Source organism: Acinetobacter sp. 797_lipA, assembly GCF_058243025.1.
Genome location: NZ_JBZAYQ010000001.1, coordinates 1,264,858 through 1,290,612 on the forward strand (window position 1 = coordinate 1,264,858; position 25,755 = coordinate 1,290,612).

The 25,755-nt window shown below is 40.8% G+C and carries 22 protein-coding genes, 4 pseudogenes and 2 other annotated features; of the genes and pseudogenes, 7 read left to right on the top strand and 19 right to left on the bottom strand.

What is annotated here, in order from left to right:
• Window positions 1–3 precede the first annotated feature (3 nt).
• On the bottom strand, window positions 4–1,209 hold the full coding sequence (locus AC4CU2_RS06140) for a PA5441 family protein (protein WP_490769215.1): 1,206 nt from the start codon (window positions 1,207–1,209) through the stop codon (window positions 4–6).
• Here AC4CU2_RS06140 and AC4CU2_RS06145 point away from each other — a divergent pair.
• Window positions 1,208–2,427, top strand: a protein-coding gene (locus tag AC4CU2_RS06145; RefSeq protein ID WP_085944224.1) for an IS3 family transposase whose coding sequence is annotated in 2 segments (ribosomal slippage) — window positions 1,208–1,484 and window positions 1,484–2,427 — 1,221 coding nt in all. Because the reading frame shifts where the segments join, the coding sequence is not laid out codon by codon here. The genes AC4CU2_RS06140 and AC4CU2_RS06145 overlap by 2 nt on opposite strands.
• Window positions 1,483–1,599, top strand: a sequence feature (AL1L pseudoknot). It overlaps the preceding gene by 117 nt.
• On the opposite strand, the gene AC4CU2_RS06150 is transcribed toward AC4CU2_RS06145, so the two are convergent.
• The 8 genes from AC4CU2_RS06150 to ppsA form a co-directional block, all read right to left on the bottom strand.
• Window positions 2,424–3,425 carry a PA5441 family protein gene (locus AC4CU2_RS06150; RefSeq protein ID WP_490768448.1) on the bottom strand — a complete coding sequence of 334 codons (1,002 nt, stop codon included), beginning with the start codon at window positions 3,423–3,425 and terminating at the stop codon, window positions 2,424–2,426. The genes AC4CU2_RS06145 and AC4CU2_RS06150 overlap by 4 nt on opposite strands.
• A gap of 112 nt (window positions 3,426–3,537) precedes the next feature.
• The gene (gene cyoE / locus AC4CU2_RS06155; RefSeq protein ID WP_004982036.1) at window positions 3,538–4,416 is read right to left on the bottom strand and encodes a heme o synthase; all 879 of its coding nucleotides are present in this window, start codon (window positions 4,414–4,416) and stop codon (window positions 3,538–3,540) included.
• 10 nt (window positions 4,417–4,426) lie between these two features.
• Window positions 4,427–4,756, bottom strand: a complete 330-nt coding sequence (locus tag AC4CU2_RS06160; protein ID WP_026056475.1) for a cytochrome o ubiquinol oxidase subunit IV — start codon at window positions 4,754–4,756, stop codon at window positions 4,427–4,429.
• Window positions 4,753–5,373 carry a cytochrome o ubiquinol oxidase subunit III gene (gene cyoC / locus AC4CU2_RS06165; protein ID WP_004696446.1) on the bottom strand — a complete coding sequence of 207 codons (621 nt, stop codon included), beginning with the start codon at window positions 5,371–5,373 and terminating at the stop codon, window positions 4,753–4,755. The genes AC4CU2_RS06160 and cyoC overlap by 4 nt, the downstream gene beginning before the upstream one ends.
• Before the next feature lie 4 nt (window positions 5,374–5,377).
• Window positions 5,378–7,366: a cytochrome o ubiquinol oxidase subunit I gene (gene cyoB / locus AC4CU2_RS06170; RefSeq protein ID WP_176537896.1), complete on the bottom strand. Its 1,989-nt coding sequence runs from the start codon at window positions 7,364–7,366 to the stop codon at window positions 5,378–5,380.
• A 3-nt stretch (window positions 7,367–7,369) separates the two neighbouring features.
• Entirely contained in the window at window positions 7,370–8,443 is a 1,074-nt protein-coding gene (gene cyoA / locus AC4CU2_RS06175) for a ubiquinol oxidase subunit II (RefSeq protein ID WP_490768450.1), read from the bottom strand.
• A 300-nt stretch (window positions 8,444–8,743) separates the two neighbouring features.
• Window positions 8,744–9,511 (bottom strand): RDD family protein, encoded by a 768-nt coding sequence (locus AC4CU2_RS06180; protein WP_490768451.1) that lies wholly within the window; start codon window positions 9,509–9,511, stop codon window positions 8,744–8,746.
• A gap of 342 nt (window positions 9,512–9,853) precedes the next feature.
• Window positions 9,854–12,232 (bottom strand): phosphoenolpyruvate synthase, encoded by a 2,379-nt coding sequence (gene ppsA / locus AC4CU2_RS06185; protein ID WP_004982030.1) that lies wholly within the window; start codon window positions 12,230–12,232, stop codon window positions 9,854–9,856.
• 156 nt (window positions 12,233–12,388) lie between these two features.
• Between ppsA and ppsR the strand changes: the two genes are divergently transcribed.
• Complete coding sequence (gene ppsR / locus AC4CU2_RS06190; protein WP_005400687.1) at window positions 12,389–13,225, top strand: posphoenolpyruvate synthetase regulatory kinase/phosphorylase PpsR; 837 nt, start codon at window positions 12,389–12,391, stop codon at window positions 13,223–13,225.
• Window positions 13,226–13,357: 132 nt separating this feature from the next.
• Complete coding sequence (locus tag AC4CU2_RS06195; protein WP_490768452.1) at window positions 13,358–13,990, top strand: hypothetical protein; 633 nt, start codon at window positions 13,358–13,360, stop codon at window positions 13,988–13,990.
• Between the two features lie 76 nt (window positions 13,991–14,066).
• Here AC4CU2_RS06195 and AC4CU2_RS06200 read toward each other — a convergent pair whose 3' ends face one another.
• The 4 genes from AC4CU2_RS06200 to AC4CU2_RS06215 form a co-directional block, all read right to left on the bottom strand.
• Window positions 14,067–14,630 carry an NAD(P)/FAD-dependent oxidoreductase gene (locus AC4CU2_RS06200; RefSeq protein WP_490768453.1) on the bottom strand — a complete coding sequence of 188 codons (564 nt, stop codon included), beginning with the start codon at window positions 14,628–14,630 and terminating at the stop codon, window positions 14,067–14,069.
• A gap of 243 nt (window positions 14,631–14,873) precedes the next feature.
• Complete coding sequence (locus AC4CU2_RS06205; RefSeq protein WP_004696463.1) at window positions 14,874–15,875, bottom strand: LLM class flavin-dependent oxidoreductase; 1,002 nt, start codon at window positions 15,873–15,875, stop codon at window positions 14,874–14,876.
• A gap of 287 nt (window positions 15,876–16,162) precedes the next feature.
• On the bottom strand, window positions 16,163–16,690 hold the full coding sequence (locus AC4CU2_RS06210) for a YMGG-like glycine zipper-containing protein (protein ID WP_004982017.1): 528 nt from the start codon (window positions 16,688–16,690) through the stop codon (window positions 16,163–16,165).
• Window positions 16,691–16,914: 224 nt separating this feature from the next.
• Complete coding sequence (locus tag AC4CU2_RS06215) at window positions 16,915–17,340, bottom strand: glycine zipper domain-containing protein (protein ID WP_004696467.1); 426 nt, start codon at window positions 17,338–17,340, stop codon at window positions 16,915–16,917.
• Between the two features lie 461 nt (window positions 17,341–17,801).
• Between AC4CU2_RS06215 and prfA the strand changes: the two genes are divergently transcribed.
• Window positions 17,802–18,890 carry a peptide chain release factor 1 gene (gene prfA / locus AC4CU2_RS06220; protein ID WP_004982013.1) on the top strand — a complete coding sequence of 363 codons (1,089 nt, stop codon included), beginning with the start codon at window positions 17,802–17,804 and terminating at the stop codon, window positions 18,888–18,890.
• Complete coding sequence (gene prmC / locus AC4CU2_RS06225; protein WP_490768454.1) at window positions 18,890–19,708, top strand: peptide chain release factor N(5)-glutamine methyltransferase; 819 nt, start codon at window positions 18,890–18,892, stop codon at window positions 19,706–19,708. Before prfA ends, prmC begins: the two co-directional genes overlap by 1 nt.
• Before the next feature lie 56 nt (window positions 19,709–19,764).
• Here the strand turns inward: prmC and AC4CU2_RS06230 are convergent.
• Window positions 19,765–20,043, bottom strand: a pseudogene (locus AC4CU2_RS06230) (ABC transporter permease); the annotation flags it as partial.
• A 52-nt stretch (window positions 20,044–20,095) separates the two neighbouring features.
• On the opposite strand from AC4CU2_RS06230, the pseudogene AC4CU2_RS06235 reads away from it, so the two are divergent.
• Window positions 20,096–20,772: pseudogene (locus tag AC4CU2_RS06235) on the top strand (IS3 family transposase); the annotation flags it as partial.
• Window positions 20,371–20,487 (top strand) — a sequence feature (AL1L pseudoknot). It overlaps the preceding pseudogene by 117 nt.
• A gap of 14 nt (window positions 20,773–20,786) precedes the next feature.
• Here AC4CU2_RS06235 and AC4CU2_RS06240 read toward each other — a convergent pair.
• Window positions 20,787–21,538, bottom strand: a protein-coding gene (locus tag AC4CU2_RS06240; protein ID WP_101495461.1) for an IS5 family transposase whose coding sequence is annotated in 2 segments (ribosomal slippage) — window positions 20,787–21,202 and window positions 21,202–21,538 — 753 coding nt in all. Because the reading frame shifts where the segments join, the coding sequence is not laid out codon by codon here.
• 48 nt (window positions 21,539–21,586) lie between these two features.
• On the opposite strand from AC4CU2_RS06240, the pseudogene AC4CU2_RS06245 reads away from it, so the two are divergent.
• Window positions 21,587–22,132 (top strand): annotated as a pseudogene (locus AC4CU2_RS06245) (IS3-like element ISAba19 family transposase); the annotation flags it as partial.
• A 40-nt stretch (window positions 22,133–22,172) separates the two neighbouring features.
• Here the strand turns inward: AC4CU2_RS06245 and AC4CU2_RS06250 are convergent.
• From AC4CU2_RS06250 to AC4CU2_RS06265, 4 genes and pseudogenes are all read right to left on the bottom strand, one after another.
• Window positions 22,173–22,715, bottom strand: a pseudogene (locus tag AC4CU2_RS06250) (ABC transporter permease); the annotation flags it as partial.
• Complete coding sequence (locus tag AC4CU2_RS06255; RefSeq protein WP_490768455.1) at window positions 22,715–23,674, bottom strand: aliphatic sulfonate ABC transporter substrate-binding protein; 960 nt, start codon at window positions 23,672–23,674, stop codon at window positions 22,715–22,717. The pseudogene AC4CU2_RS06250 and the gene AC4CU2_RS06255, both read right to left, overlap by 1 nt.
• Before the next feature lie 288 nt (window positions 23,675–23,962).
• Window positions 23,963–24,316, bottom strand: coding sequence for a hypothetical protein (locus AC4CU2_RS06260; RefSeq protein WP_029575052.1), 354 nt, complete (start codon window positions 24,314–24,316; stop codon window positions 23,963–23,965).
• Window positions 24,317–24,793: 477 nt separating this feature from the next.
• Window positions 24,794–25,753, bottom strand: a complete 960-nt coding sequence (locus AC4CU2_RS06265; protein ID WP_490768456.1) for a hypothetical protein — start codon at window positions 25,751–25,753, stop codon at window positions 24,794–24,796.
• Window positions 25,754–25,755 lie beyond the last annotated feature (2 nt).

Here is a 25,755-nt window from a genome sequence, read left to right on the forward strand (position 1 = left end):
GTCTTACCAGTAATACTTTAAAGATTGTGCCCAAGAGGTACTTGGATAATCGCGTTTAATGTGGTCGAACCATTGTTTTCGGGTGGATTTTTCAACTTCTGCATCCTGACAGTCATTCATCCCGCTTGGTGAATAACACATGATTGAGCGATAAAGCGCATAAGCTTTTAAATCGGGTACAGAACTGGATTTGATGATGTCTTTATACACTTGACCACGGGCAAAAATTGCACCTTGAAAGCTGGAAGTTTCTTTTTCTAAAGCGGTGACATAGCTTATGTTGTAGCCTTGAGTCGAGCGTGCATATTCGCCCAAACAAAGTCGGAGCTTTAAATCTTGAGATGAATTTTCAAGTTTTTGAGTCAGGCTGAATAAATCGGGGCATTGAATCTGTGGCGTGATTTTTGTTCCTACCCAAATTAAATCACTGAAAGGGGGTTGATTTTTATAATTTTTATATGTTTCTGAGTCATATTTATACTTCGCGACATCTTGTGGTAGCAGTACAAAGGCTTGATTAAACAGTTTAAAGTTCTGATGCACCAATGATTTTTGCAAAGTTTTATATAAGGCTAAATTTTTTTGATCTGTATTTGATGCTTTGCTCTGTACAATTTGCATTAAGCTTTTTTCATTGGCTTCATTTTCAATAAAGCTTTTTTGCAATGAAGCTTGTTTGATTTTAGCATTTGAACCGATGAATACGTTTGCACTTTGCTGTTGAGCATAATGTGGATACAACATCAGCTCAAATAAGCCACGTTGTTCAACTTCTTTCGAGTGACTAAGCCAACCTTCCCAATATTGTTGCGCATTTTGAGTTTGTCCGAGTTTTTCTAAAATACGACCTTTTAACAAGATTTGACTGAGTTGAAGGTAACTATCGATTGAATTAGAGGAATGTTCTGGCAAATATTTTAAAGCTTCGGCTGGTTTGTTCTGCACAAAGAATAAGTGATTGGCTTGTAGGTATTGGAACAGTTCTGGCTGACTTTTAAATAGTGTTTTTTGGTTGTTGAGTTCAGACCAGCTTAAGACTTTATCTTCTGCTGATGTTGCCTGACGCATTTGCATTAAATCTGTAATGGTCAGAAAGAAGGGATCTTTTAGATTTTTTGCATTGAATGAGCGGCTTTGAAAAACATGGCGATCTATTTTGAACCGTACCGGGTTTGTCGGAGACTCAATATTCTGAGAGACTATGCCGATGAAAAAACCAAACTATACCCCTGAAATCAGAGAAAGAGCGGTTCAATTACTAATTGAATCTGAAAAAGATTATCCTTCTACTTGGGCAGCAATCACAGCTATTGCTCCTAAAATCGGTTGTACTCCTGAAACATTGCGTGTTTGGTATTTAAAGCATCTGGATCAACTAAATCCTGCCAAAGTACAACAGATATCTGACCAAGAAAAAATGAAGCAAATGGAACGTGAAATTAAAGAATTAAAACGTGCCAATGAAATTCTACGCAAAGCAGCCGCTTTTTTCGCCCAGGCGGAGCTCGACCGCCCACACAAATAATGGTGGATTTTATCCATAACAATAAAGATCGATATGGTGTTGAAGCGATTTGTAGAATTTTACCGATTGCAGCTTCGACCTATTATCGGGCTTTAGATCTCGTTGATAACCCAGAACATCGAGCGAAACGTGCTCTGCATGATTTACATCATGCAGAGCAAATCAAACGTATTTGGAAAGAAAGTTCAGGTCGATATGGTGTACGTAAAGTTTGGCAAAAATTGAAACGTGAGGGTTATGTTATTGCACGTTGTACAGTTGCTCGATTGATGCAAAAGCTAGGTATACAAGGTGTTTGGCGTGGTAAGAATAAACAAACTACTCGTAACCGAGATGACCAAAAACGGGCAGATGATTTAGTGAAACGTAATTTTAATGCTGATCATCCAAACCAACTATGGGTGGGTGACTTTACGTATATTCAAACTCATTCAGGCTGGGTATATACCGCATTTGTTATTGATGTGTTCTCACGAGCAATTGTTGGATGGAAAGTATCTACACGGATGAATACAGATATGGTGCTCGATGCATTGGAGCAAGCATTGCACGATCGAGGTATGCCTAAGAATGTGATTCATCATTCAGATAGAGGTGTTCAATATCTTTCTATTCGCTATACCAATCGTTTAGAAGCTGCAAATTTACGAGCATCAGTCGGTACAACTGGTGATTCATACGATAATGCTCTGGCTGAAACGGTGAATGGCTTATACAAAACAGAGGTGATTGAATATTTAAAAGCAGATTGGCAAGGTTTAGCAGATGTACAACTTGCGACACTAAACTGGGTATATTGGTTCAATAAAAAGCGTGTACACAGTGCACTGGGTTATGTATCGCCTTTTGAGTTTGAAGCAATGTACTATGATAAGATTAACCCGTTAGGTCAGGTGGCCTAACTTAAATAAAAAAGTCTCCGACAAACCCGGTACGGTTCAATTTCAAAGACTAGATTATCGAGCTCTAAATTATAGTATTTGGAATCGGGATGATTGATTTGCCATGCGAGTTCGCTGGTCAGGAGTTCGGTATTTCCACTCAGCCAATAACAACGACGTAGTAAACCGCGTGCGCTTGCCGCATATTTTCCCTCAGGGAAGCGTTTGAAGTAGGTAGTGATATGCTCATAGGTATTTTTGAGTAAAGTCTGATTTACTTTATCGATTTTTAAATCACCATATTCACCGATACCCGACTGATAGCTTTCATTGAGGCTGCTACGGATCAACATATATTGCGATGTTTCTTTGATCCAAGACTGATCAACCGTAGTTAATACTGAGTAAATTTTAGTAGCTGTGGAAAAGTTACTATTATAAAAGGCAATGGTTGCATTTAAATAAGACGCATACTGACGTGCTTGTATAGACCAGTTCGGATTGACTTGGATGAGGGCAAGATCACGGTCACAGGCCGAGATATTTTGTCTTTCTTGAATCAGTAAATCTTTTTCCACTTTGCTGAGATTTTGGTCGGCTTTCACCTGTTGGGTAAATTGATCCGCACCATTGTCTAGACTACTGCAATGTTCTTGGTAAGGAGTCTTTTGATTGTTTGGTTTTAATCGGGCATTCGGTCGTTTATTGGTTGCGCTTTCAAACAATGTTTTAGCCGCAAATGGTACGTTGCTATATTCAGTTTCCCAAAGCGGACTATTTGGCTGATTAAAATTCAATTTGGCCAAGCCCATGTCGCTCAGGAGTAGGAGCATATTGGTTTGATTGTCATTGGCGGGCGTGAGCGCAGGCAAATTGTCACAGGCTGTATAGGCATTGGTTTGAATGTTGGTCGATGGGTAGCAAGTAACATCAAAACCAGAAAAACTGTGCGTGCTATAAGCAAGAGTGATAGGGAATAGACTAATAAAAATAGATTTTTTAAAAAATTGTGATGGCATTTTCATTACAGAGCATGAGTTATTGTTGTGTCTGCTATGGTAACAATTTAAAGACTAGACTTAAATATTGAATAAGTTGAAATAAAAAAAAGATAGAGAGAACTCTATCTTTTTAAAACAGCGGCAAATGTGGAGCAGGTGAGACATAGCTAAAACTAAAACTAAAACTTAATGCAGTAATTAAAATCACTGAATATAAGAAATAGCGTTTTGCCCAAACCTGATCATTTTCAGCTTTAAAACCAATGATTGATAAATATACCCAATAAGCACAGAGTGCGTTAAAGGTGATAAGAAAAAACATATTGGTATAGCCAAAACAATACAAACCATTTAACACCGCAGCAAACAGCAAGACATAAATCAAGCTTTCAACTTTCGTGCGGAAAATTGAACGTGCTACAGGTAAAATTGGAATGCCTGCATTTTTATAGTCGTCAAAGCGGTATACCGCAATTCCCCATGAATGAGGCATTTGCCAAAGTGCATATGCTAAGAAAAGCAACAATGCGGCAACATCAAATTCATTGGTCACAGCTGTATAGCCGATCACTGGTGGACTAGCACCAGAAATACTTCCAATCACGGTTTGGTGAATGGATGTGCGTTTGCTCCATAGACTATAAAAAATCACATAAACCACAAAACCAAGTACAGCAAAGCCAAAGGCATAAGCATTAACAAAGAACCAGAGTAGGGCGAAACCTAATATTCCAAGCGCAGCAGAAAATGCCAAAGCAACGGAAGGACTGATGGTTTTTTTAACTAATGCACGGTTCATCGTCCGTTCCATCTTTTGATCAATATCTTGATCAATGACGTTATTGACGACACAGCCAGAAGCAACAACCAGTGTTGTACCGAGTAGGGTGATGAGAAGGAGGAGGAAATCTACAGACCCCTGAGCGGCTAAAAAGAAGCCGCCCAGAGTGGTAACGAAGTTACCAAAGAGAATTCCTGGTTTAGTCAGGAATAAATACTTTTTCAACATGACGATCAGTTTAGATCATCATGTTGTAGTGTAAGTAGTTCATAATCCATACAGAGCCGACTAGAAGTACAGCAATACAAAGTACTGTATAGATAAATGCAATCACGTTCCAACGTTGCTCTGAAGATGAGTTCATGTGCAAGAAGTAAACTAATTGAACTAGAACCTGAGCAACCGCTGTAATTGCGATAACCGCCATAACAATACCGCGACCAAAACCACCAGCCATTACCATACCGAATGGAATTACGGTCAGGATAACTGAAAGGATAAAGCCGATCGTGTATTGCTTGGTGTTACCGTGTGAAGCACCAGCTGAGTTATGATCGTGACTCATTATAGAACTCCCATCAAGTAAACTACGCTGAATACACAGATCCAAACGATGTCAAGGAAGTGCCAGAACAAGCTTAGGCAAGCAAGACGACGAGTGTTTGGAAGAGTCAAACCATTTTTCTTGATCTGAATCATCAAAATGATCATCCATACTAAACCTGAAGTTACGTGAATACCGTGCGTACCTACTAAAGTAAAGAACGACGATAAAAACGCACTTACGCTTGGACCGTGGCCAGCATGAACTAAGTGATTAAACTCATATAGTTCCATCCCGATGAATGAAGCACCGAATAACCAAGTGATCGCTAACCAAGTTAAAACTTGGTTGACGTTCTTTTTGTATGCAGCAAGAACCGCAAAACCAAAAGTTACAGAAGAGATCAAGAGGGCGAAAGTTTCAGTTAAAACGAAACCTAAAGATTCACCGAATAATTCTTTTGCACTTGGTGTGCCCATAGGCACATGGCTACTTAAAACAGCGAATGCAATGAAGAGTGTACCGAATAGAATCAAGTCACTCATCAAATAAGTCCAAAAACCAAAGACGGTGATGTCAGTATCATCGTGGTGATGATGCTCATCGTGTCCGTGGTTTTCGTGATGAAGTACGTCAGCCATTGTCTTAGTCCTTCTTCAAATGTTTTTCAAGAATCGCGTAACGTTCATTTTCAATACGCTCAACTTCAGCAGCAGGAACATAGTAGTCCACTTTCTTCGTGAACGAAGACGCGATGAAGCTGATAATAGAAGCGATGAACATCACAACAACTAACCACCAGATATGCCAGATTAAACCAAAGCCCATAACAGTAATGAACATGGCAATCACAACACCAGCAGCACGATTCGTTGGCATATGAATGTCTTCGTATGAAGTAGGTTTCGCATACGCTACGCCATTCTCTTTGTCATTCCAGAATGTATCAATACCATTGATTGTTGGAAGGTGAGCAAAGTTGTAGAACGGAGCAGGAGACGAAGTCGCCCATTCAAGTGTACGACCATCCCATGGATCGCCTGTAAGGTCGAGGTTGTCGTTGCGTTGTAAGTAACCAACAACAATCTGCATAACGAAACATGCAATACCAATCGCGACTAACACAGAACCGAAGAATGCAATAGCAATGTACGGATCCCATTCAGGGTTGTCATATGTATTCAAACGACGAGTCATACCCATGAAACCAAGGATATAAAGTGGCATGAATGCAAAGTAGAAACCGAAGAACCAGAACCAGAACGCAGCTTTACCCCATGCTTCATTGAGCTTCCAACCAAACATTTTCGGCCAGTAGAAAATGATGCCGGCAAACATACCAAACACCACACCACCGATAATTACGTTATGGAAGTGAGCAATCAAGAACAATGAGTTGTGTACAAGGAAGTCCGCAGGTGGAACCGCCATTAATACACCAGTTAAACCGCCAATACCGAATGTTACAAGGAAGCCAAGCGTCCATAACATAGGAGTAGTGAAGGTGATACGACCCTTATACATTGTGAATAACCAAGAGAAGATTTTCACACCTGTAGGAATCGCAATAACCATGGTCATGATACCAAAGAACGCATTCACGTTCGCACCAGCACCCATGGTAAAGAAGTGGTGAAGCCATACTACGAACGCAAGTACTGTGATCGCAATTGTTGCATACACCATTGATTTGTAACCGAACAACGTTTTACGAGAGAACGTTGATACAACTTCAGAGTAAATACCAAATGCTGGTAATACTAAGATGTAAACTTCTGGGTGACCCCATGTCCAAATCAAGTTTACATACAACATTGGGCTACCACCCATGTCATTTGTAAAGAAGTGGAAACCGAAGTAACGGTCAAGCGTTAACATTGCAATTGTTGCTGTTAACACTGGGAATGACGCAATGATCAATACAGCTGTACACAAAGATGTCCAAGTAAAGATCGGCATGTCCATAAGTGACATACCAGGCGCGCGCATTTTAATGATGGTAACGAAGAAGTTAACACCCGTTAATAGCGTACCTAAACCTGAAATCTGAAGTGCCCAGATATAGTAGTCCACACCCACGCCTGGAGAGTATTCGATACCTGAAAGAGGAGGATAAGCCATCCAACCTGTTGCAGCGAATTCACCAATTGCAAGAGATGCCATCATTAAGCCTGCAGCACCAGCAAATAGCCAGAAGCTTAGAGAGTTTAATAATGGGAAGGCAACGTCACGTGCACCAATTTGAAGTGGTACAGAGATGTTCATTAAGCCAACAACTAGACCCATTGCTACGAAGAAGATCATGATTACACCGTGTGCGGTGAAGATCTGATCGTAGTGTTCTGGGTGTAAATAACCTTCACCGCCACCTTTTGCAAGGAACAGTTGAAGACGCATCATAATCGCATCGGCGAAACCACGCAAAAGCATGATGATCGATACGAAAAGATACATGATACCAATTTTTTTATGGTCGACTGATGTGAACCATTCGTTCCACAAGTAGCCCCATTTTTTAAAGTAGGTAATACCAGCAACAACTGCGATACCACCTAAGATCATCATTGCAACTGTGACCAGTACAATTGGATCGTGCGGAATAACGTCCGGACCTAACTTACCTAAGAAGCTCATGTCTTATTCCCCTACAACTGATGAAGCAGGTTCAACAGCGGCATGTGCTTCAGATGAAGCAGCCCCGTGAGCACCCGCAGTCGCTGAGTGATCAGCACCGTGATAGTTGCTCATATATTTGCTGATGACTGACTTAAACAAGCCTTCCTCTACAGAAGAGTAGTAAGTCACAGGGTGTGGCTTAGTTGGATAAGGCTTCATTGCCTCAGCAGCAGCCTTCTCTTCAGGAGTTTTTGCTTTTGAAATCAAAACTTCAATTTGGTGTTTACCACGGTTACCGTCACGTAAAGACTCAAATTCAGCTTGATCTAAAATTGTTTTTTGTACAGCGTTAGGATTAATGCTTGTACCGTTACCTGCTTTAACTGCAGCAACCCATTCAGCGAATTGAGCGTCAGTTACAGAGTGAGCACGGAAGCGCATTTGCGAGAAGCCGTAGCCTGAATAGTTCGAAGAGAAACCGCGGTAGCCTTCAGCTGGGCTAGTTCCATCTGCTAACAAATTCAAGTGCGTTTGCATACCTGCCATTGCATAAATTTGACCACCTAACGCAGGGATGAAGAACGAGTTCATCGTGAAGTTAGAGGTAATTTTAAGTGCAACTGGAGTTTTTTCAGGGAAACGAATTTCGTTAACCGTCGCAATGTTAAGATCAGGGTAAATGAAGATCCATTTAAACTGTTCTGCAATGACTTGAATATTTACAGGTGCTTTATCAGATTCGAGCGGGCGGTAAGGGTCATACTTGTGTGAACCCCACCAAGTTAACCAAGCCAGAATACCAATAATAATGACAGGAATACCCCAAACTACAATTTCAATTGCAGTAGAGTGTGCCCATGTAGGTTTATAGTCTGCATCTTTATTCGACGCGCGATATTTCCAACCAAACCATAATGCCATTACGACTGATGGAATAACCACCAATAGCATTAAATAGATCGCAGTCATCATTAAGTCAGATTGACCTTGTGCAACTGGACCTTTTGAGTTTAGAAGTACCATATCACCACCACACCCAGTTAAGAGCGCGGCGATCGCAGATAAAGACAATACAGCTAAAATCGTTTGTCTCATTTTACAACCTCGGTGAAGAGTCCCATTCCCTAATAAAATTGGGATAGCGATTAAAGTGTCGCATGATTGAAAAGTTTCTTTTTAAGTCTAAAAACACTTCTCAATCATAAGACACCGCTACGTTGTAGGGCATTATGCCTCATATCGACAAACTAAGCTATACGTAAAGATGCTTTAAATGGCTGTTATAAAAACCGATTTTTCACTCGGAATTTTATAATTTCTTTAGGGATTTATTTTGAATATCAATAAACTGCAGAAAACTGAGGTGCGCCAAACCTCAGCTTAAATATGGTCAAATTACTGCTTAATGACCTTGGTTTTTGCCAGCTTATCGTGCAAAGTTTGACGCTTTGCAGTTAAACCAAAGACGTGATCGGCGATGGTAATAAACGGCATGAACAGCATATTGAGTACAATAAAGACAACACTGCGTAATGTGAATACACGCAAAAGGCTGACTTTTTCGTTGGTTTCAACATCTACAATTTTAATTTTGGTGATTTTTTTACCAATACTTTGACCATTTTTTGCTAAGAAAAAGGCCTGGATACCGAGCATAATCAGCAGGTAAATGCCCATGGTGGTCCATGCTTCAGTAGGAATCAAACTGAACAGTTGTGCTTGTAGTTCACTGGCCTGAGTTGCTGTAGTAGCCGCTTGCATTTTTTGCTGAATTTCAGTGAGTTCACCAAATTTATCTGCTTGTAAAAAGAACGAGGGAATAGCAGCGGCAGGGAGCCAAAGAAGTAAATCAATGACTTTGGCTAAGACACGTGTGCCTATTGATGCCAGTTCAGGTTGAGCAACTTTCGCCGCTGTGTGGTTTGGCTGTGAAAATTGATTTGGCGTATGTATTGGCTCAGGAATAGGGGGCTGAGGTTGATAACCTACAGGTTCATACGCCAGTTTTCCTTGGGTGAGTTCACCTAAAGCTTTCCATTCAGGCATACCCTGATGCCAAACTAAATCCGTCAATAAAACTTGTTGGCTTGCGAGCATCTGATTCAATTGCTCTAAGGTATATGGACCGGCTTGTTGATTATTTCGTGCCAAGTAAATCTGCATATAAACTTAATCTCAAAATATAAATTGGGATATTAAAATAATAAATGTATTTGTTTTTAGATTAAAAACAAATAAAAATCTATGATAAAACATGCGGATAGTCTAGAGAATTTCAAGCTAAAATTAACCAAAACTACACAAAATGCAGGACAGTGTAGCAAGGATTATGCTGCTTCTTCTAGCTTTATCGCAATGCGATCTCTTCTCAATCAAGATGTTGGTGCATGAATGCCAGACTTAGTCTAAGTTTTTGTATAAAAACGTTTGTTTCAATGCGAATGCGTTGAAAGAGTGGATATAAAAAAAGACCCTTGAAAGGGTCTTTTTTATCGGATCAAAAAGTTAAGCTTTTTGAACTTTCTCTTCAGCAAGGAAGAACCAAGTGTCTAATACTGAGTCAGGGTTAAGTGATACAGATTCGATACCTTGTTCCATCAGCCATTGCGCAAGATCTGGATGATCTGATGGGCCTTGACCACAAATACCCACATATTTACCTGCTTTACGGCATGCATGAATTGCCATAGAAAGGAGTGCTTTTACAGCTGGATCACGTTCATCAAATAAGTGAGATACAATACCAGAGTCACGGTCTAAACCAAGCGTTAACTGAGTTAAGTCGTTTGAACCGATAGAGAAGCCATCGAAGTGTTCAAGGAACTGTTCAGCCAATAATGCGTTTGTTGGTAACTCACACATCATGATCACTTTCAGACCATTTTCACCACGCTTCAAACCATTTAACGCCAATAATTCAATTACACGTTTTGCTTCATGTACAGTACGTACGAAAGGAATCATGATTTGAATATTGGTTAAGCCCATTTCGTCACGTGCTTTTTTCAACGCGCGGCATTCTAATTCGAAGCAGTCACGGAAGTTGTCAGACACATAACGGCTTGCACCACGGAAGCCCAACATTGGGTTTTCTTCTTCAGGCTCGTATAATTTACCACCGATCAAGTTTGCATATTCATTTGACTTAAAGTCAGACATACGAACGATCACAGGTTTGTCTGCGAATGCTGCGGCAAGGGTAGAAATACCTTCAACCAGTTTTTCAACATAGAATTCGATTGGAGATGCATAACCCGCAGTACGCGCCATCACCGCAGCACGTGTTTCACGTGGCAAGCTGTCAATGTTCAACAATGCTTTAGGATGGACACCGATCATACGGTTAATGATGAACTCAAGACGTGCAAGGCCAATCCCTTCATTTGGAATTTGTGCAAAGTCAAATGCGCGGTCAGGGTTGCCGACGTTCATCATCACTTTGAACGGAAGCTCTGGCATTGATTCGATTGAATTGGTTTGAATCTCGAAATCTAAAGAACCTTCGTAGATGAAACCTGTATCACCTTCAGCACATGAAACAGTCACTTCCTGACCGTCTACTAGAACTTCAGTTGCATTACCACAACCGACGATTGCTGGAACACCCAGTTCACGTGCAATAATTGCTGCGTGACACGTACGACCACCACGGTTAGTGACAATTGCAGCGGCACGTTTCATTACTGGTTCCCAGTCTGGGTCAGTCATGTCAGATACAAGCACGTCACCGTCTTGTACTTTGTCCATTTCTTTAATAGACGTAACAATGCGTACTTTACCAGAACCGATACGTTGACCGATTGAACGGCCTTCACAAATCACTGTGCCTTTTTGCTTCAAAAGGTAGCGTTCCATGGTACCGACGTTTTCACGGCTCTTCACTGTTTCAGGGCGCGCTTGAACGATATAAATTTGACCGTCATCGCCATCTTTTGCCCACTCGATGTCCATTGGAGAACCATAATGGTTTTCAATGATCAGCGCTTGTTTTGCAAGTTCTTGTAGTTCGTGGTCGTTTAATGCGAATTGTTGACGCTCTTGTTTTTCAACATCAACCACAACAACTGATTTACCTGCAGAGGCTTCTTCGCCGTAAATCATTTTTTGGTGTTTAGAACCTAGATTACGACGGAGGACAGCGTGCTTGCCTGCATTTAAAAGGGGTTTAGAGAGGTAGAATTCGTCAGGGTTTACTGCACCCTGAACGACCATTTCACCCAAACCATAAGATGCAGTGATGAAGACTACGTCACGGAAACCTGATTCAGTGTCGAGTGTAAACATTACACCCGCTGCACCAGTTTCAGAGCGAACCATACGCTGAATACCAGCAGATAAAGCCACAACATCATGCGCAAAGTTTTGGTGTACGCGGTAAGAAATTGCACGGTCGTTATACAGTGATGCAAATACTTCTTTGATCGCGATCAATACGTTGTCGATACCGCGAATGTTTAAGAAGGTTTCTTGTTGGCCTGCAAAAGATGCATCTGGTAAATCTTCTGCTGTCGCAGAAGAACGAACGGCAACCGCGATGTCTGGGTTGCCGTTTGAAAGCTCTGCAAATGCTTTACGAACTTCTTGTTCGAGTTCTGCCGTAAGTGGAGTATCTACAATCCATTGGCGAATTTTCGCGCCTGTTTCAGCAAGAGCATTTACATCATCAACATTGAGGACTTTTAACTCTGCATTGATTTTAGCGTTTAGGCCACTTTGCTCGAGAAATTCACGATATGCTTGAGCTGTAGTAGCAAAGCCACCTGGTACAGATACACCTGCATTTGATAGGTGGCTGATCATTTCACCTAAAGATGAGTTTTTCCCACCTACAAGTTCAACGTCGTGTTTCCCTAATTTTTCTAGACCAATTACGCGCGCTTCCAAAGTTGTTACTCCACTTTTGCAGTATTTAATCACTATCTTGGCATCAGATTATAACAAATCTACTTAGCTTTTTGATTTTACTAAGCGACAGTCATGTAAGATCGGTTTACTATAAAGATTATATAGCACTAAGACAAATTTTTGAGGAGAATTTTAATGTCGGGAAGTAAACAATTTAAGCGGAGTGTTTTTTTTGTATCTGATGGTACTGCGATTACCGCTGAAACCCTTGGGCACTCGCTATTGGCGCAGTTTCCAAATGTTGACTTTGACATTCATATTATTCCTTATATTAGCTCTGAAGAAGCTGCTACGAATGTGGTTGCTGAGATCAATTTAAGGGCACAACAAGACGGACAAAAGCCACTGGTTTTTGACACTTTAGTCGACCCGTACGTGCGTGACATTATTAATACTGCAAATGCTATAAATCTTGATGTATTTGAAGGGCTTATTAGTAAATTGTCTGAAGAGCTAGGAACGCCGCCTACAACTTTAGTCGGACAGACCCATGCGGTGACCGATTCGGAGTCTTATAAAGCACGTATTGATGCGGTGCATTTTGCTTTAGATAACGATGACGGTGCACGTACACGCCACTATGACAAGGCTGACCTGATTCTGATTGGGGTGTCACGTTCGGGTAAAACACCGACGTCAATTTATTTGTCATTACAGTTTGGTATTCGTGTTGCAAACTATCCTTTAACTGAAGAAGACTTAGATGACAACCGTTTACCTGCGGTACTTCGCGCGCATAAACAGAAGCTTTTTGGTTTGATGATTGATGCTGAACGTCTTGTTGCTATTCGCTCTGAACGTAAAGCCAATAGCCGTTATGCAAGCTTCAGCCAGTGCCAAATGGAGCTTCGTGCAATTGAAGGGATTTATATCTCTGAAGGGATTAAATACTTAAATGTCTCGGAAATGTCGATTGAAGAAATTTCAACTCGTGTACTCCAAATGACGGGTTTAAAACGTCGCATTGGTTGATATTGTCATTACATTATAAAGCGTCATATTGATGATGCTTTATAATGTTGATCAATATAAAAATACAGATTAGATCAAATGAAAATAATATCAAAATGCCTATTAGGTGTATTTTGTTTTGCTCATTTTAATATGGCTGTATATGCGCAAAATATATCAATTCAGCAGGCTGAGCAGGCCATTGATCAAAAATATGCAGCGCTAGATTTTTATGCAGCGAATCAACAGATCGAAAGTGATGTGGTTGATTTAATCCGTGAAAATGCAGAAAGTTATGCTTATTCTTTCCCCAAATTGACTGAGAATCTTAGACTAAAGATTAATGCCTCACCGGACCAACTGCTTAAATTCTATACCTTTGATGTAGGTGGTGGCGGTACCATGGGTGAATTTTCATCCTATGTGCAGATGAAATCGAGCAATTCCACTAAACTTCAGCCTTTAGAAACAGGCTATATTTTAAAGATTGATCAAGTGAAATGGGGTGCACAGCCGATTTATCTGATTCAAAGTTATTACAAAGGCGATAGTTGTCACGGTCTCTATCAAATTCAAGCCTTTAAAATGCATGCCCAAGCTTTGACAGCAACACCAGTTTTTCAGACCAAAAAACAGCAGTTAAGTTCAATTGAAGTAGATTATGACTGTCATTGTGACGAAGAGCAGCGCGGTTCATATATTCGTGTTTCAAAAGACTTAAACAAGATTGATATCACTTTATTGGATCAAAACAGTCGACCGACTGGAAAGTACTTACGTTATTAGTGTTCAAATACAGGCTATCGGTATACAGGTGTGACGAAATAAACAACGGGTAAGTAGGGAAACTTACCCTATATGGTTAATGGCTATAGGTGGTAATGATCACATCGACTGGATATTCAGCACCATCTAAACTTTGAATATCATGTTCTCGAATTTTGACGATTGGCCAAGTGATTAGCTTACAGTTGTCGCGCTGTAGGGCATGATAATAATGATCGGACTTAAAAAATTTAAGCTTACCGGCAGCGGAGTTAGGTTTGAGTTGGTGTCTAAGCCATGGGTCTTGAACTTGGGTTTCTAAAAAGCGTAAAGCCAGTAGGCATTTGATCCGTGTATTAAATAGACGTCGGTTCTTAATAACCAGTGGATGTTGGATTAAAGGCTGAATGCCGCGTTCCGTTTTTGGCAAGATGAATTGCGGCGCGTTTTGAAAAACATAGACCGATTGAGCGACCTGACAAATCGATTCGAGGGCAGTTACTGTATGTTGGTTGGTACCAATAATCGCGACACGTTGCTCAGCAAAAGTATGTTGTTTAATTTCTGATGAGGGAATCAGTTGCCCTTTAAAATGCTGAAAATATTCGGGATGGTTTTGAAATAAACCAGATCCGTTGTCTGTTGAATGCAAATTGACCATGCTCGATCCTTAATTGTTTTTTATCGTCTTTCCTTAGTTTGTTATTTTTAGTGCTTTTGCTCTAAAAAGGCAAAGTGATAAATTGTCTGAGCAGTCACGATAACTTTAGTCTAGACATAGCAGCAGTTTTTGCAGAGTTTTGAGGATCTTTTAGATATCGGCTGAGATTTTAGTTATTCATTTATGCACGTCGCCTTATGGGTATGCATTAATACGCATAAGGCGATTAGCTTTTATTTGTACTTAGCTATTTTTGATCTGCATGAGACGTTCAAAGTTTTCTAAACGTTTGTCTGTGTCATAGATGTCACAGGTGAAAATGAATTCGTCGACATCATATTCTAAAAGAAGCTGTTTCAAGCCTTCTTTCACCGTGCCATTGGAACCGATTTGCGCCATGGCATAAAAACTATCTACCGACATTTTTTCCGCAGGTGACCATAGACCGTCCATACTGGCAATTGGTGCTTTTAACTTTAAACTTTGACCGCGCATGAGACCTAAAACCCGTTGGTAGGCGCTGGTCGCTAGATATTCAGCTTCAGCATCAGTTTCAGCAACGACTGTCGGGACACCCATAGATACATAAGGTTTCGATAAGTATTCAGAGGGTTCAAAGTTTTCACGATAGAGCTGAATCGCTTGTTTCAGCATACGCGGTGCAAAGTGTGATGCAAAAGAGTAGGGAAGTCCGAGTTTTGCAGCCAGTTGCGCACTAAATAAACTTGAACCGAGTAGCCATACGGGCACATGTGTCCCTTGCCCCGGAGTTGCAATGATGCGCTGATTCGGCTCAGCGTCCTTAAAGTAGTGCAGAATTTCTAAGACATCTTGTGGGAACTGATCTTCAGTTTCTTGACGGCCACGGCGAAGTGCACGCATGGTCACTTGGTCTGTGCCCGGTGCTCGACCTAAGCCTAATTCAATCCGGTTTGGATAGAGTGTCGCAAGCGTACCGAATTGCTCCGCTACGATCAGTGGTGCATGGTTTGGGAGCATGATACCGCCAGAACCCACTTTTAAGGTTGAGGTATTTGCGAGTAAATAGCCGAGTAGCACCGCAGTTGCAGAGCTGGCAATACCATCCATATTATGATGTTCCGCAAGCCAGAGTCGGCTATAGCCTAAACGCTCAGCTTGTTGGGCCAATTTTAAGCTATGCTGTAGGGTGAGTTGTACAGTCTGATCTTCGCGGACAGGAGCTAATTCTAAAATAGAAAATTGAGTCTCGGACAACGTGCGCATTCTACTTCTCAGTTTTGCTTTATATATCGAAATAATACGATATAACTGTTATTTTGTATATCGATTTTATTCGATATTCTGGTTGTTTTATATAAGATATTGATTTAAAAATAAAACTAAATATCTATTCAACATCGTTGATCCGCACCAGCCACACATACGTTTAAAGCAAAAAGAAGTAAGCTACTGCATCGCAGAGACGATACAGTGTCTTTTTTGAGTGTCGGCTGTGAGATAAATAAAAAGCACCCGAAGGTGCTTTTTATTTGAAAATATTTTATAGGTGCTTAACGTTTCCCGTTTTTGTACCAGCCCAAGTGACGGCCATTGTCACCACGATAGTCGCGACCATTATATTTATAATTGCTGTTACGGTAGCCGCGGCTGTCATAACGACGATCATAACGGTCATCGTAACGGCGGTCATATTCATCATCATAACGACGGTCTTCAGAGACTTTTTTACCTAGAACTGCGCCACCCGCTGAACCGAGACCTGCACCAATATATCCACCATTGGTACCGCCCATGTTTTTACCTACGGTATAACCACCAGCACCACCGAGTGCTCCACCAATGATTGCACCATTACGGTCACGTTTGTTGGCTGAAGCAGCTGCACCTGCACCACCACCAATGGCAGAACCAATCATCGCGCCTGTTTGCCCACCCATTTGGTTACCAATCGCAGCACCGACAACACCACCTAATGCAGACGTTAGTGCAGTATTGGTTGTATTACCTGCATATGTTGTGGTCATCGTTAATGCTGAAGCTGCAATTACGGTGCTCATTAAAATTGATTTAATTTTCATTTTTAAACTCCTAAGAGCATGTCTATTTTGTCTTGATTTCACTTTAGCGAAACAAGTGGGAAGAATAATGAAGAGAAATTTTATCGAAACCGTTGCTTTGGTAAGTGCTGTGTAACGACTCTTCGTATTTTCTACCAGTTTGGCTGATGTGTTGTTGCGTCTAAATCTGTGCCATAAAAAAGCACCCGAAGGTGCTTTCAATGACATCTTTACGATGCAGCTAATTAATGGTGTTTATGTTTTTTCTTCCATTTTTTACCATGGTAAGAGTCATACTGTTTATCTTTTGAGATTTTGTTGCCGAGTGCTGCACCGCCCGCTGCACCTAATGCAGAACCCACGTAGCCACCATTGGTTCCGCCCATGCTTTTACCTACGGTATAGCCCGCACCACCACCGATCGCACCGCCAATAGCAGATTCAGTACGATGACGTTTGTCACTTGCAACTGCTGCACCACCTGCACCACCAAGTGCTGCGCCAATAGTTGCACCAGTTGTGCCGCCCATGTTTTTACCAATTGCTGTCCCTGCAACACTACCTAAAGCACTGGCTGCTGCAACGCGAGTTGTGCTGTCTGCATACGCAGTTGCAGTAAACATAGATGCCGTTGCTAATGTTGCTGACATTAAGAGTGTATTAAGTTTCATGTGTTTCTCCATGTCCAACATTGGTTGAACTGTCTTACTTTTTTCGATGTGGCTAATGTAACAAAAAGATTCCAGTTAATTGTGGAGAGTTAAAACTAAATTGAAACCCGTTGGTTTCTTGTTTGTATCAGTTTTATTACAAATGTGAATAAGCAGAATGAAATTTATCCAAAATCATGCAAATGTGGATAAACCTAGGAGTGATGCAGTTCACACTCTGAATTTTGAGCTGAAATGACCTATTTAAAAGATGTATATGAAATAAGCTGTTCTACATTTTTTGAACGCTAGTAAGCGCATAAACACGCATTAAAAGTGTATCAATCCACTGCGGTGTATAAAGTAAACGTCGCTCAGGATTGAATAAAGATGTTCTTTGCGTGATAGAGCCGTTAAACTAAGCGCAAATTTTTTGGTGCTGTGAAACTGTATTGCAGCCTTTATATTGAGATATTTTCCTAATGAAAGAATCGTTACGTTTACGATTAGATCAACTTTCTGACCGTCACGAAGAATTAACAGCATTACTTGCAGATGTAGAAGTCATTTCGGATAACAAACGCTTTCGTCAGTTGTCACGTGAACATAGTGATTTAAGCGAAATCACAGAAGTGTGGACTAAGTACAAACAAGCAGAAGCTGATATTGAAACGGCTGAAGCGATGCTGTCAGATCCTGATTTTAAGGAAATGGCTGTTGAAGAAATTAAAGAAAATAAAGCCATTATTGCGTCTTTAGAAGCTGATTTAAATATCTTAATGATTCCGAAAGATCCAAATGATGCGAACTCTGCATATTTGGAAATTCGAGCGGGAACAGGCGGTGATGAAGCTGCTATTTTCTCAGGTGACTTATATCGCATGTACACCAAGTACGCTGAATCACAAGGCTGGCGTATTGAAGTGTTGTCTGAAAATGAAGGCGAACACGGTGGTTATAAAGAAATCATTTGTTTGGTGAATGGTGAAGGCGTTTACGGTCGCTTGAAGTTTGAAAGTGGCGCGCACCGTGTACAACGTGTACCTGCAACGGAGTCTCAGGGTCGTGTACATACTTCGGCGTGTACCGTTGCGATTTTGCCTGAAATTGATGTCGATACAACGGTCGAGATTAATGCATCAGACTTACGTATTGATACCTACCGTGCCTCAGGTGCGGGTGGTCAGCACATCAACAAAACCGATTCTGCTGTGCGTATTACCCACATTCCAACAGGAACGGTGGTGGAATGTCAGGAAGAGCGTTCGCAGCATAAAAACAAAGCCAAAGCGATGGCTTTGCTTGCTTCACGTTTGGAAAATGCAAAACGTGCAGCAGCTGATGCAGCAACTTCTGAAATGCGCCGTGACTTGGTCGGCTCGGGTGATCGTTCAGAGCGTATCCGTACCTATAACTACCCGCAAGGTCGTATGACCGATCACCGTATTAACTTAACTTTATACAAGTTAGACGCGGTTATGGAAGGCGATTTAACTGAACTATTAGATAGCTTACATCGTGAATATCAAGCAGATCAGCTTGCGATGCTTGCACAGCAGAATGGTGGATAATGAATATTGCCCAAGCTTTGGCTTTACGTGGTGAAGCCGAGAGTTACGAACGTCAAGAGAACGCATGGTTGCTGGAACACATCACCAAAATTGATTCTTTTGATTTGTTTATGAAAAAAGATCAAGTGCTGACCGATGAACAAGAGCAAGCCTATGTTGCTGCCTTGGCGCGAATTGAAGCAGGTGAACCTTTGGCCTATGTGACAGGTTCACAGCCGTTTTGGACATTGGATCTGATTGTCACTCCTGACACCTTAGTGCCACGTCCAGATACCGAAGTATTGGTTGAAACTGTACTACGTTTAGACTTACCTGAAGATGCCCGCATTGTCGATTTAGGTACGGGGACGGGTGCGGTTGCGCTTTCATTGGCCAGTGAACGGGACACATGGGACATCACGGCTACCGATATTTATGAGCCAACTTTAGCCGTGGCGCAGCAAAATGCAGAAAAGCATGACTTAAATGATGTGACTTTTGTGTGTGGCAGTTGGTTTGCACCGCTGAATCGAAAGTTTTTTGATGTGATTGTCTCGAACCCGCCGTACATCGATGCCGATGATGATCACATGCAAGACTTAGCAACTGAGCCTGAACGTGCCCTAGTTGCAGCAGATCATGGTTTGGCTGATTTAAGAGTCATTATCCAGCAAGGTAAAAAGCATTTAACTCTTGATGGCTGGGTGGTACTTGAGCATGGTTATGACCAAGCTGACGCTGTACAGAAAATCTTTAAAGAAGCGGGCTATAAACAAGTCCGTACGGTGAAAGATTATGGTGGTAATGACCGCGTCACTTTAGGGCAGTGGACACAATAATTTCATTGTTCCCTTCAAAATAAAAGCGCAGTTGATGCGCTTTTATTTTTTCTACCTTATGTTCCAAATACGTCACGCCAACGCAGTAGCCAAGTCTCGATGGCTTTCATAATGCCATCGCTGAATTTTCCAAGTACGGCTAAAAGAATAATTGCTAAGATCACAATATCGGGACGTGAAGTTTCTCGGCCATCACTCAGTAAGTAGCCTATGCCTTGTGTCGCTGCAATCAGTTCTGCTGCAATCATAAACATCCATGCCAAACTTAAACTGTTACGCAGTCCCGTTAAAATTCCCGGAGATGCTGCAGGCAAAATAATCTGTTGCACTTGCTGCCTGAACCGTACCGGGTTTGTCGGAGACTCAATATTCTGAGAGACTATGCCGATGAAAAAACCAAACTATACCCCTGAAATCAGAGAAAGAGCGGTTCAATTACTAATTGAATCTGAAAAAGATTATCCTTCTACTTGGGCAGCAATCACAGCTATTGCTCCTAAAATCGGTTGTACTCCTGAAACATTGCGTGTTTGGTATTTAAAGCATCTGGATCAACTAAATCCTGCCAAAGTACAACAGATATCTGACCAAGAAAAAATGAAGCAAATGGAACGTGAAATTAAAGAATTAAAACGTGCCAATGAAATTCTACGCAAAGCAGCCGCTTTTTTCGCCCAGGCGGAGCTCGACCGCCCACACAAATAATGGTGGATTTTATCCATAACAATAAAGATCGATATGGTGTTGAAGCGATTTGTAGAATTTTACCGATTGCAGCTTCGACCTATTATCGGGCTTTAGATCTCGTTGATAACCCAGAACATCGAGCGAAACGTGCTCTGCATGATTTACATCATGCAGAGCAAATCAAACGTATTTGGAAAGAAAGTTCAGGTCGATATGGTGTACGTAAAGTTTGGCAAAAATTGAAACGTGAGGGTTATGTTATTGCACGTTGTACAGTTGCTCGATTGATGCAAAAGCTAGGTATACAAGGTGTTTGGCGTGGTAAGAATAAACAAACTACTCGTAACCGAGATGACCAAAAACGGGCAGATGATTTAGGGTCTGTTGAGAATTACCGAGAGTTAATTAAACTCGCGCACAATTGAATCATGGCTTCAAAACTCGTATCTGTTTTACAACTACGCATCGCTATACGTTTAAATTCTTTTAACTTACAGAAATAGTTTTCAATGAGATGACGCCATTTATACATAATCGTATCAAATGCTCTCATTACTTTTCGATTAGATTTAGGTGGGATCACCACTTTCACTTTACGTTCATTGAGTTCTTGGATGAGCCAATCTGCATCAAATGCTTTATCAGCCAGTAATGCTTGAAAATCAACATCTTCAATTAAAGGTTTGGTTTCTACTAAATCGTGATATTGACCAGGCATTAATCGAAATTTAATAAGGTTGCCTAGACTATCCACTAAGGCAAGAATTTTACAGGTCATTCCACCTCGAGATTTACCTATAGACTGTTTGAAAGTCCCCCTTTTGCACCTTGCCCATGTCGATGAACTTTAACAATCGTTCCATCAATCATGGCGTATTCCAAATCAACATCTTCATTTACAGATGCAAAAATAGTTTCAAATACACCAGCTTTCACCCAATCACGGTATCTTTTAAAGACGGTATTCCATTTACCAAAATGAGGAGGTAGATCACGCCATGGACTGCCTGTACGGGCAATCCATAGGACTGCTTCTAAAAATAATCGATTATCTTTTCCACTACGACCTCGATCGGTCACTTTACCTAGGCAAAAAGGTTCCATTTTTGCCCATTGGGCATCAGTAAGTATGTATCTATCCATAGTACTATTATAAATTAATCAGTAGCCTTTGTTAATTCTCAACAAGCCCTAGTGAAACGTAATTTTAATGCTGATCATCCAAACCAACTATGGGTGGGTGACTTTACGTATATTCAAACTCATTCAGGCTGGGTATATACCGCATTTGTTATTGATGTGTTCTCACGAGCAATTGTTGGATGGAAAGTATCTACACGGATGAATACAGATATGGTGCTCGATGCATTGGAGCAAGCATTGCACGATCGAGGTATGCCTAAGAATGTGATTCATCATTCAGATAGAGGTGTTCAATATCTTTCTATTCGCTATACCAATCGTTTAGAAGCTGCAAATTTACGAGCATCAGTCGGTACAACTGGTGATTCATACGATAATGCTCTGGCTGAAACGGTGAATGGCTTATACAAAACAGAGGTGATTGAATATTTAAAAGCAGATTGGCAAGGTTTAGCAGATGTACAACTTGCGACACTAAACTGGGTATATTGGTTCAATAAAAAGCGTGTACACAGTGCACTGGGTTATGTATCGCCTTTTGAGTTTGAAGCAATGTACTATGATAAGATTAACCCGTTAGGTCAGGTGGCCTAACTTAAATAAAAAAGTCTCCGACAAACCCGGTACGGTTCAGCCAGTACTTCAGCCGATAGACTTGTGCGACTTCTATAAGCTTGCGATCTACACCTTTAATCGCTGCGACAGTGTTGGTATAGGTCGGAAAAAATGCGCCAATTGCAATTAGGGTAATCTTCGATGCTTCATCAATTCCCAACCACAGTAAAAGTAGAGGAATCCACGCTAAGCTTGGGATGGATTTAACCGCTGAAAAACTGGGTTCTAAAAATGCTTCAACCTGTTTGTTAAGCCCGACCAAAATCGCACAAATTAACGCCAGAGCACTCCCAATAAAAAAGCCTAAAAACACCCGCCATGTACTGGTCCAGACATGCATCCATAAATCTGCCTGACATAAATCTAGAAAGGTTTGCCACAGACTACTAGGTGCAGGCAATAAATAAGGTTCAATAAAACCTGCACGAACCAGATATTCACAAGCAATCAGTAAGAGCACTGGAAGGGTGATCGCTTTGAGAACACTCTTCAATTTCAACTGAAATGAGGAACCCTTTTTCACTTCAATAGGGGTGAAAGAGCTCGTGACTAACTTGATCATTATTTGCTTACAACCTTTTGTGCATATTGTGGTTTAAACAACTGAGTCACGACTTGATTAACATTGGTGCCTTTACGGACTAAGTCTTCTTCATTCAAGATGCCACCAGACTTTTGTAATGCGGTAATCTGTTTGGCTGACGGAATGTTTTGATCAAAGTTGGTACGGCTTAATTGTAATTTTGCGACATTCAACGGAAGTTTGGACTCGCGTGCCAATAACTCCGCCAGTTTCTCTGGGTTAGCTTTGGCCCATTTACGTGCTTGCTCATAAGCTTTAATCACTGCTTCAATGGCTTCGGGACTTTGCTGAGTAAAAGACTCTTTGACACTGAGTACGCTATAACTGTTAAACCCAATATTTCGATACAGCAGTTTTGCGCCAGATTGCACTTGTGCTGATGCCATCAAGGGATCTAAGCCTGCCCAAGCATCGACTTGACCACGTTCTAAAGCTGTTTTGCCATCTGGATGTTGTAAGTGAACCAGTTGTACATCACGTTTATTTAGACCCACTGTATCCAACGCTTGTAAGGTAAACAGAAATGGATCTGTGCCTTTGGTTGCGGCAATTTTCTTTCCTTTTAAGTCTTTTAGGCTTTTAATTTGGGAGTTTTTAGCAACCACCAAAGAGGTCCACTCAGGTTGGCTTTGGATATAAACGGTATTGATTGGACTGCCGTTGGCACGACTAAGTACGGCTGCAAGCCCTGCGGTTGAAGCAAAATCGACACTGCCACTATTTAAATATTCCAGTGAACGGTTACTGCCTTGGCTAAATACCCATTTAATTTCAGTTTTAGGTAAGGCTTTTTCTAACAATTTCTGCTCTTTCACCACAAGACTGGTTGGTGCGTAGTAGGCATAATCGAGTTTAAGTGTGTTTGGAATAGCGGCATTGGCATACGAGCCGATCAGACCTAAAATCAGTGAAGTGCTCAGTAGTTTAAAGTTTTTCATGTTGCATCATTTAAATAAGTTCATTTGTGAGTTCTTTTAACGTTATGTATGCGAAAAATAAAAAAAGAAAAATGGATAATAAAATATTAAATTGAAATAAGTAGATAGTCTTGATTTAAGTATCTGAATTTTAATAACTTGATTGAACTTTGTGTAGTTTTTGGAGTATAGAATAACTTTAAAAAAGCATAGAATAATTTCTTCTTATATGAAGATTGCATAACTAAATCATTCATTTTGAATGTAAAAAAGCGACTGTAATAGTCGCTTTTTTAAGGGCTTGCAAGCTTACATAGGATAGTCTTGTAAGCTGTCAAACACTTCAACTTGCTCTAAAGCATCAGTTTCAAGTGCAAGACAAAGTGTCACAATTTTCTTTAGATCAGCTAAATATTGTTCATCTTTAAACGATGCACCTAACTGTAGGGCTTGAATACGGTCAGCGCTAATATCCAACGCTTGAGCAGCTTCAATCGCATTAACTTCATTAAAAAATGCAGTAACAGCATGATTTAATTCAAGGTCTGATGCATTGAGAATACCTTGATCCAATTGCTCTTCAAATTGTGGGGTAGGAGACTGCAAAGCTTGAGTAAAGTTTTGCACTAGACGTTGATCGAGAACATCAATCATTTTAAGCATGTCATAACCTTTAAAAGAAATAAGGTGATTAAACAGGGGGAGTACAGCCGGAAAATAAGCATTAAAGAATGCTTTAAAATTGGTTGAAAAATAATCCATTTTGGAACTTTTTGCAAATAGATTCCGATAAATGAAAGATGGATTTGTTAAGTAAATGAAAAGATTAAATTTATTAAATTGAGTGCATGTTTACATTTTACGCTACTGCTCAAATGGACTCAGATCGATCAAAAGAAGTATTCAATGCCGACTATCGAGGGACTTCAATTAAAAAGTTATTTAAGTTATTTTTAAGATGTTGAAAAATAATATTTTATTAATATTTTTGTTGCAATGGTCTTTATTTCACGCATCATTGATGCGAACTCAAAACATTGTGGAATTGCAATTTATAAGGACATGCTAAAGCAACATGAGGTATATCATCTTGCTTTAGCTGTCTTTGTTTGATGTGGAGAATGATGAACGTTTAAGCCACTAGTTAAAGTGCTTTTGCCTCAGTTGTTCTAGACGGAGTTGATATTGCTGCTGCCATGCACTTTCAGCTAAGTTTTGTTTTTGCTGGTTCATTTCTTGGTTTAGAGCAGCAAGCTCAGATTGATAACTGGCGATTTGTTGTTGTTGCCGAGCGACTTGTTGTTCGCGTTCAGCCAACTGCGCCGCTTCTTTCCCTGAAAAGTAGCTGTTACGAATTTGTTGGGTAATTTCTTGCTGTTGTATTGGGTCGGTGATGCCAATTAAAGCCAATTTAAGGGCTTTATCATAACTACCACTTTGACCATCAATATTTTTGCTCGGGTTTTTATATTGTTGCTGTAGTTGTGAAAGTTCACTCAGTCGTTGTTGTAAGGTCATGTGCGATGCGCGGCTCAAGAGCTCACCATAAGCAAACTGATAGCTGGCAAACTCTTTTTCTTCAGCAAAGCCGAGTTGTGTTTCTTGCTTACCTAAAGTCTGTTCGCGTAAGTTCCAAATCTCCTGATAACGCTGTTGCGGTGTCATTTGTGTGGACATGGTTTTAGCTTGCATTTCTTTTTCGTACAGTGGTAGGCGTTCTATCAATTGTTTTAAAGTCTGGGCAAACTGTTGATCTGGATATTCGGCCAATACCTGTTTTAATAATGCCTGACAGTTGGTATCAGGGCAGTTTTGCTGTAACTGGTTTAATAATTGTGTGATATTGCCCGGATTTTTTTGAAAGAGTTGAATGATTTTTTGGATGGATTCTTGTTGCTGTTGTTGCTGCATTTTTGACTCGTCATTGTTTGCAGCAGCAAGCTTCTCTTGCAAATTGCTGGGTTGAGCAGTCTCTGTAAGGGACGGTGAGGATGCCTGAGTTTGACCCGATGTGGCATATGATGAGCCAAGGCCCAACCATATCACCACACCGATCACCAATACGCTCAGCACCAAAGCGATAAGCCCAAAGCGCTTCATTG

Coding starts and splice junctions, on each gene's coding strand:
- AC4CU2_RS06150 (WP_490768448.1), bottom strand. CDS start 3,425: ATGCCATCACAATTTTTTAAAAAATCTATTTTTATTAGTCTATTCCCT.
- cyoE (WP_004982036.1), bottom strand. CDS start 4,416: ATGTTGAAAAAGTATTTATTCCTGACTAAACCAGGAATTCTCTTTGGT.
- cyoC (WP_004696446.1), bottom strand. CDS start 5,373: ATGGCTGACGTACTTCATCACGAAAACCACGGACACGATGAGCATCAT.
- cyoB (WP_176537896.1), bottom strand. CDS start 7,366: ATGAGCTTCTTAGGTAAGTTAGGTCCGGACGTTATTCCGCACGATCCA.
- cyoA (WP_490768450.1), bottom strand. CDS start 8,443: ATGAGACAAACGATTTTAGCTGTATTGTCTTTATCTGCGATCGCCGCG.
- AC4CU2_RS06180 (WP_490768451.1), bottom strand. CDS start 9,511: ATGCAGATTTACTTGGCACGAAATAATCAACAAGCCGGTCCATATACC.
- ppsR (WP_005400687.1), top strand. CDS start 12,389: ATGTCGGGAAGTAAACAATTTAAGCGGAGTGTTTTTTTTGTATCTGAT.
- AC4CU2_RS06195 (WP_490768452.1), top strand. CDS start 13,358: ATGGCTGTATATGCGCAAAATATATCAATTCAGCAGGCTGAGCAGGCC.
- AC4CU2_RS06200 (WP_490768453.1), bottom strand. CDS start 14,630: ATGGTCAATTTGCATTCAACAGACAACGGATCTGGTTTATTTCAAAAC.
- AC4CU2_RS06205 (WP_004696463.1), bottom strand. CDS start 15,875: ATGCGCACGTTGTCCGAGACTCAATTTTCTATTTTAGAATTAGCTCCT.
- AC4CU2_RS06210 (WP_004982017.1), bottom strand. CDS start 16,690: ATGAAAATTAAATCAATTTTAATGAGCACCGTAATTGCAGCTTCAGCA.
- AC4CU2_RS06215 (WP_004696467.1), bottom strand. CDS start 17,340: ATGAAACTTAATACACTCTTAATGTCAGCAACATTAGCAACGGCATCT.
- prfA (WP_004982013.1), top strand. CDS start 17,802: ATGAAAGAATCGTTACGTTTACGATTAGATCAACTTTCTGACCGTCAC.
- prmC (WP_490768454.1), top strand. CDS start 18,890: ATGAATATTGCCCAAGCTTTGGCTTTACGTGGTGAAGCCGAGAGTTAC.
- AC4CU2_RS06255 (WP_490768455.1), bottom strand. CDS start 23,674: ATGAAAAACTTTAAACTACTGAGCACTTCACTGATTTTAGGTCTGATC.
- AC4CU2_RS06260 (WP_029575052.1), bottom strand. CDS start 24,316: ATGCTTAAAATGATTGATGTTCTCGATCAACGTCTAGTGCAAAACTTT.
- AC4CU2_RS06265 (WP_490768456.1), bottom strand. CDS start 25,753: ATGAAGCGCTTTGGGCTTATCGCTTTGGTGCTGAGCGTATTGGTGATC.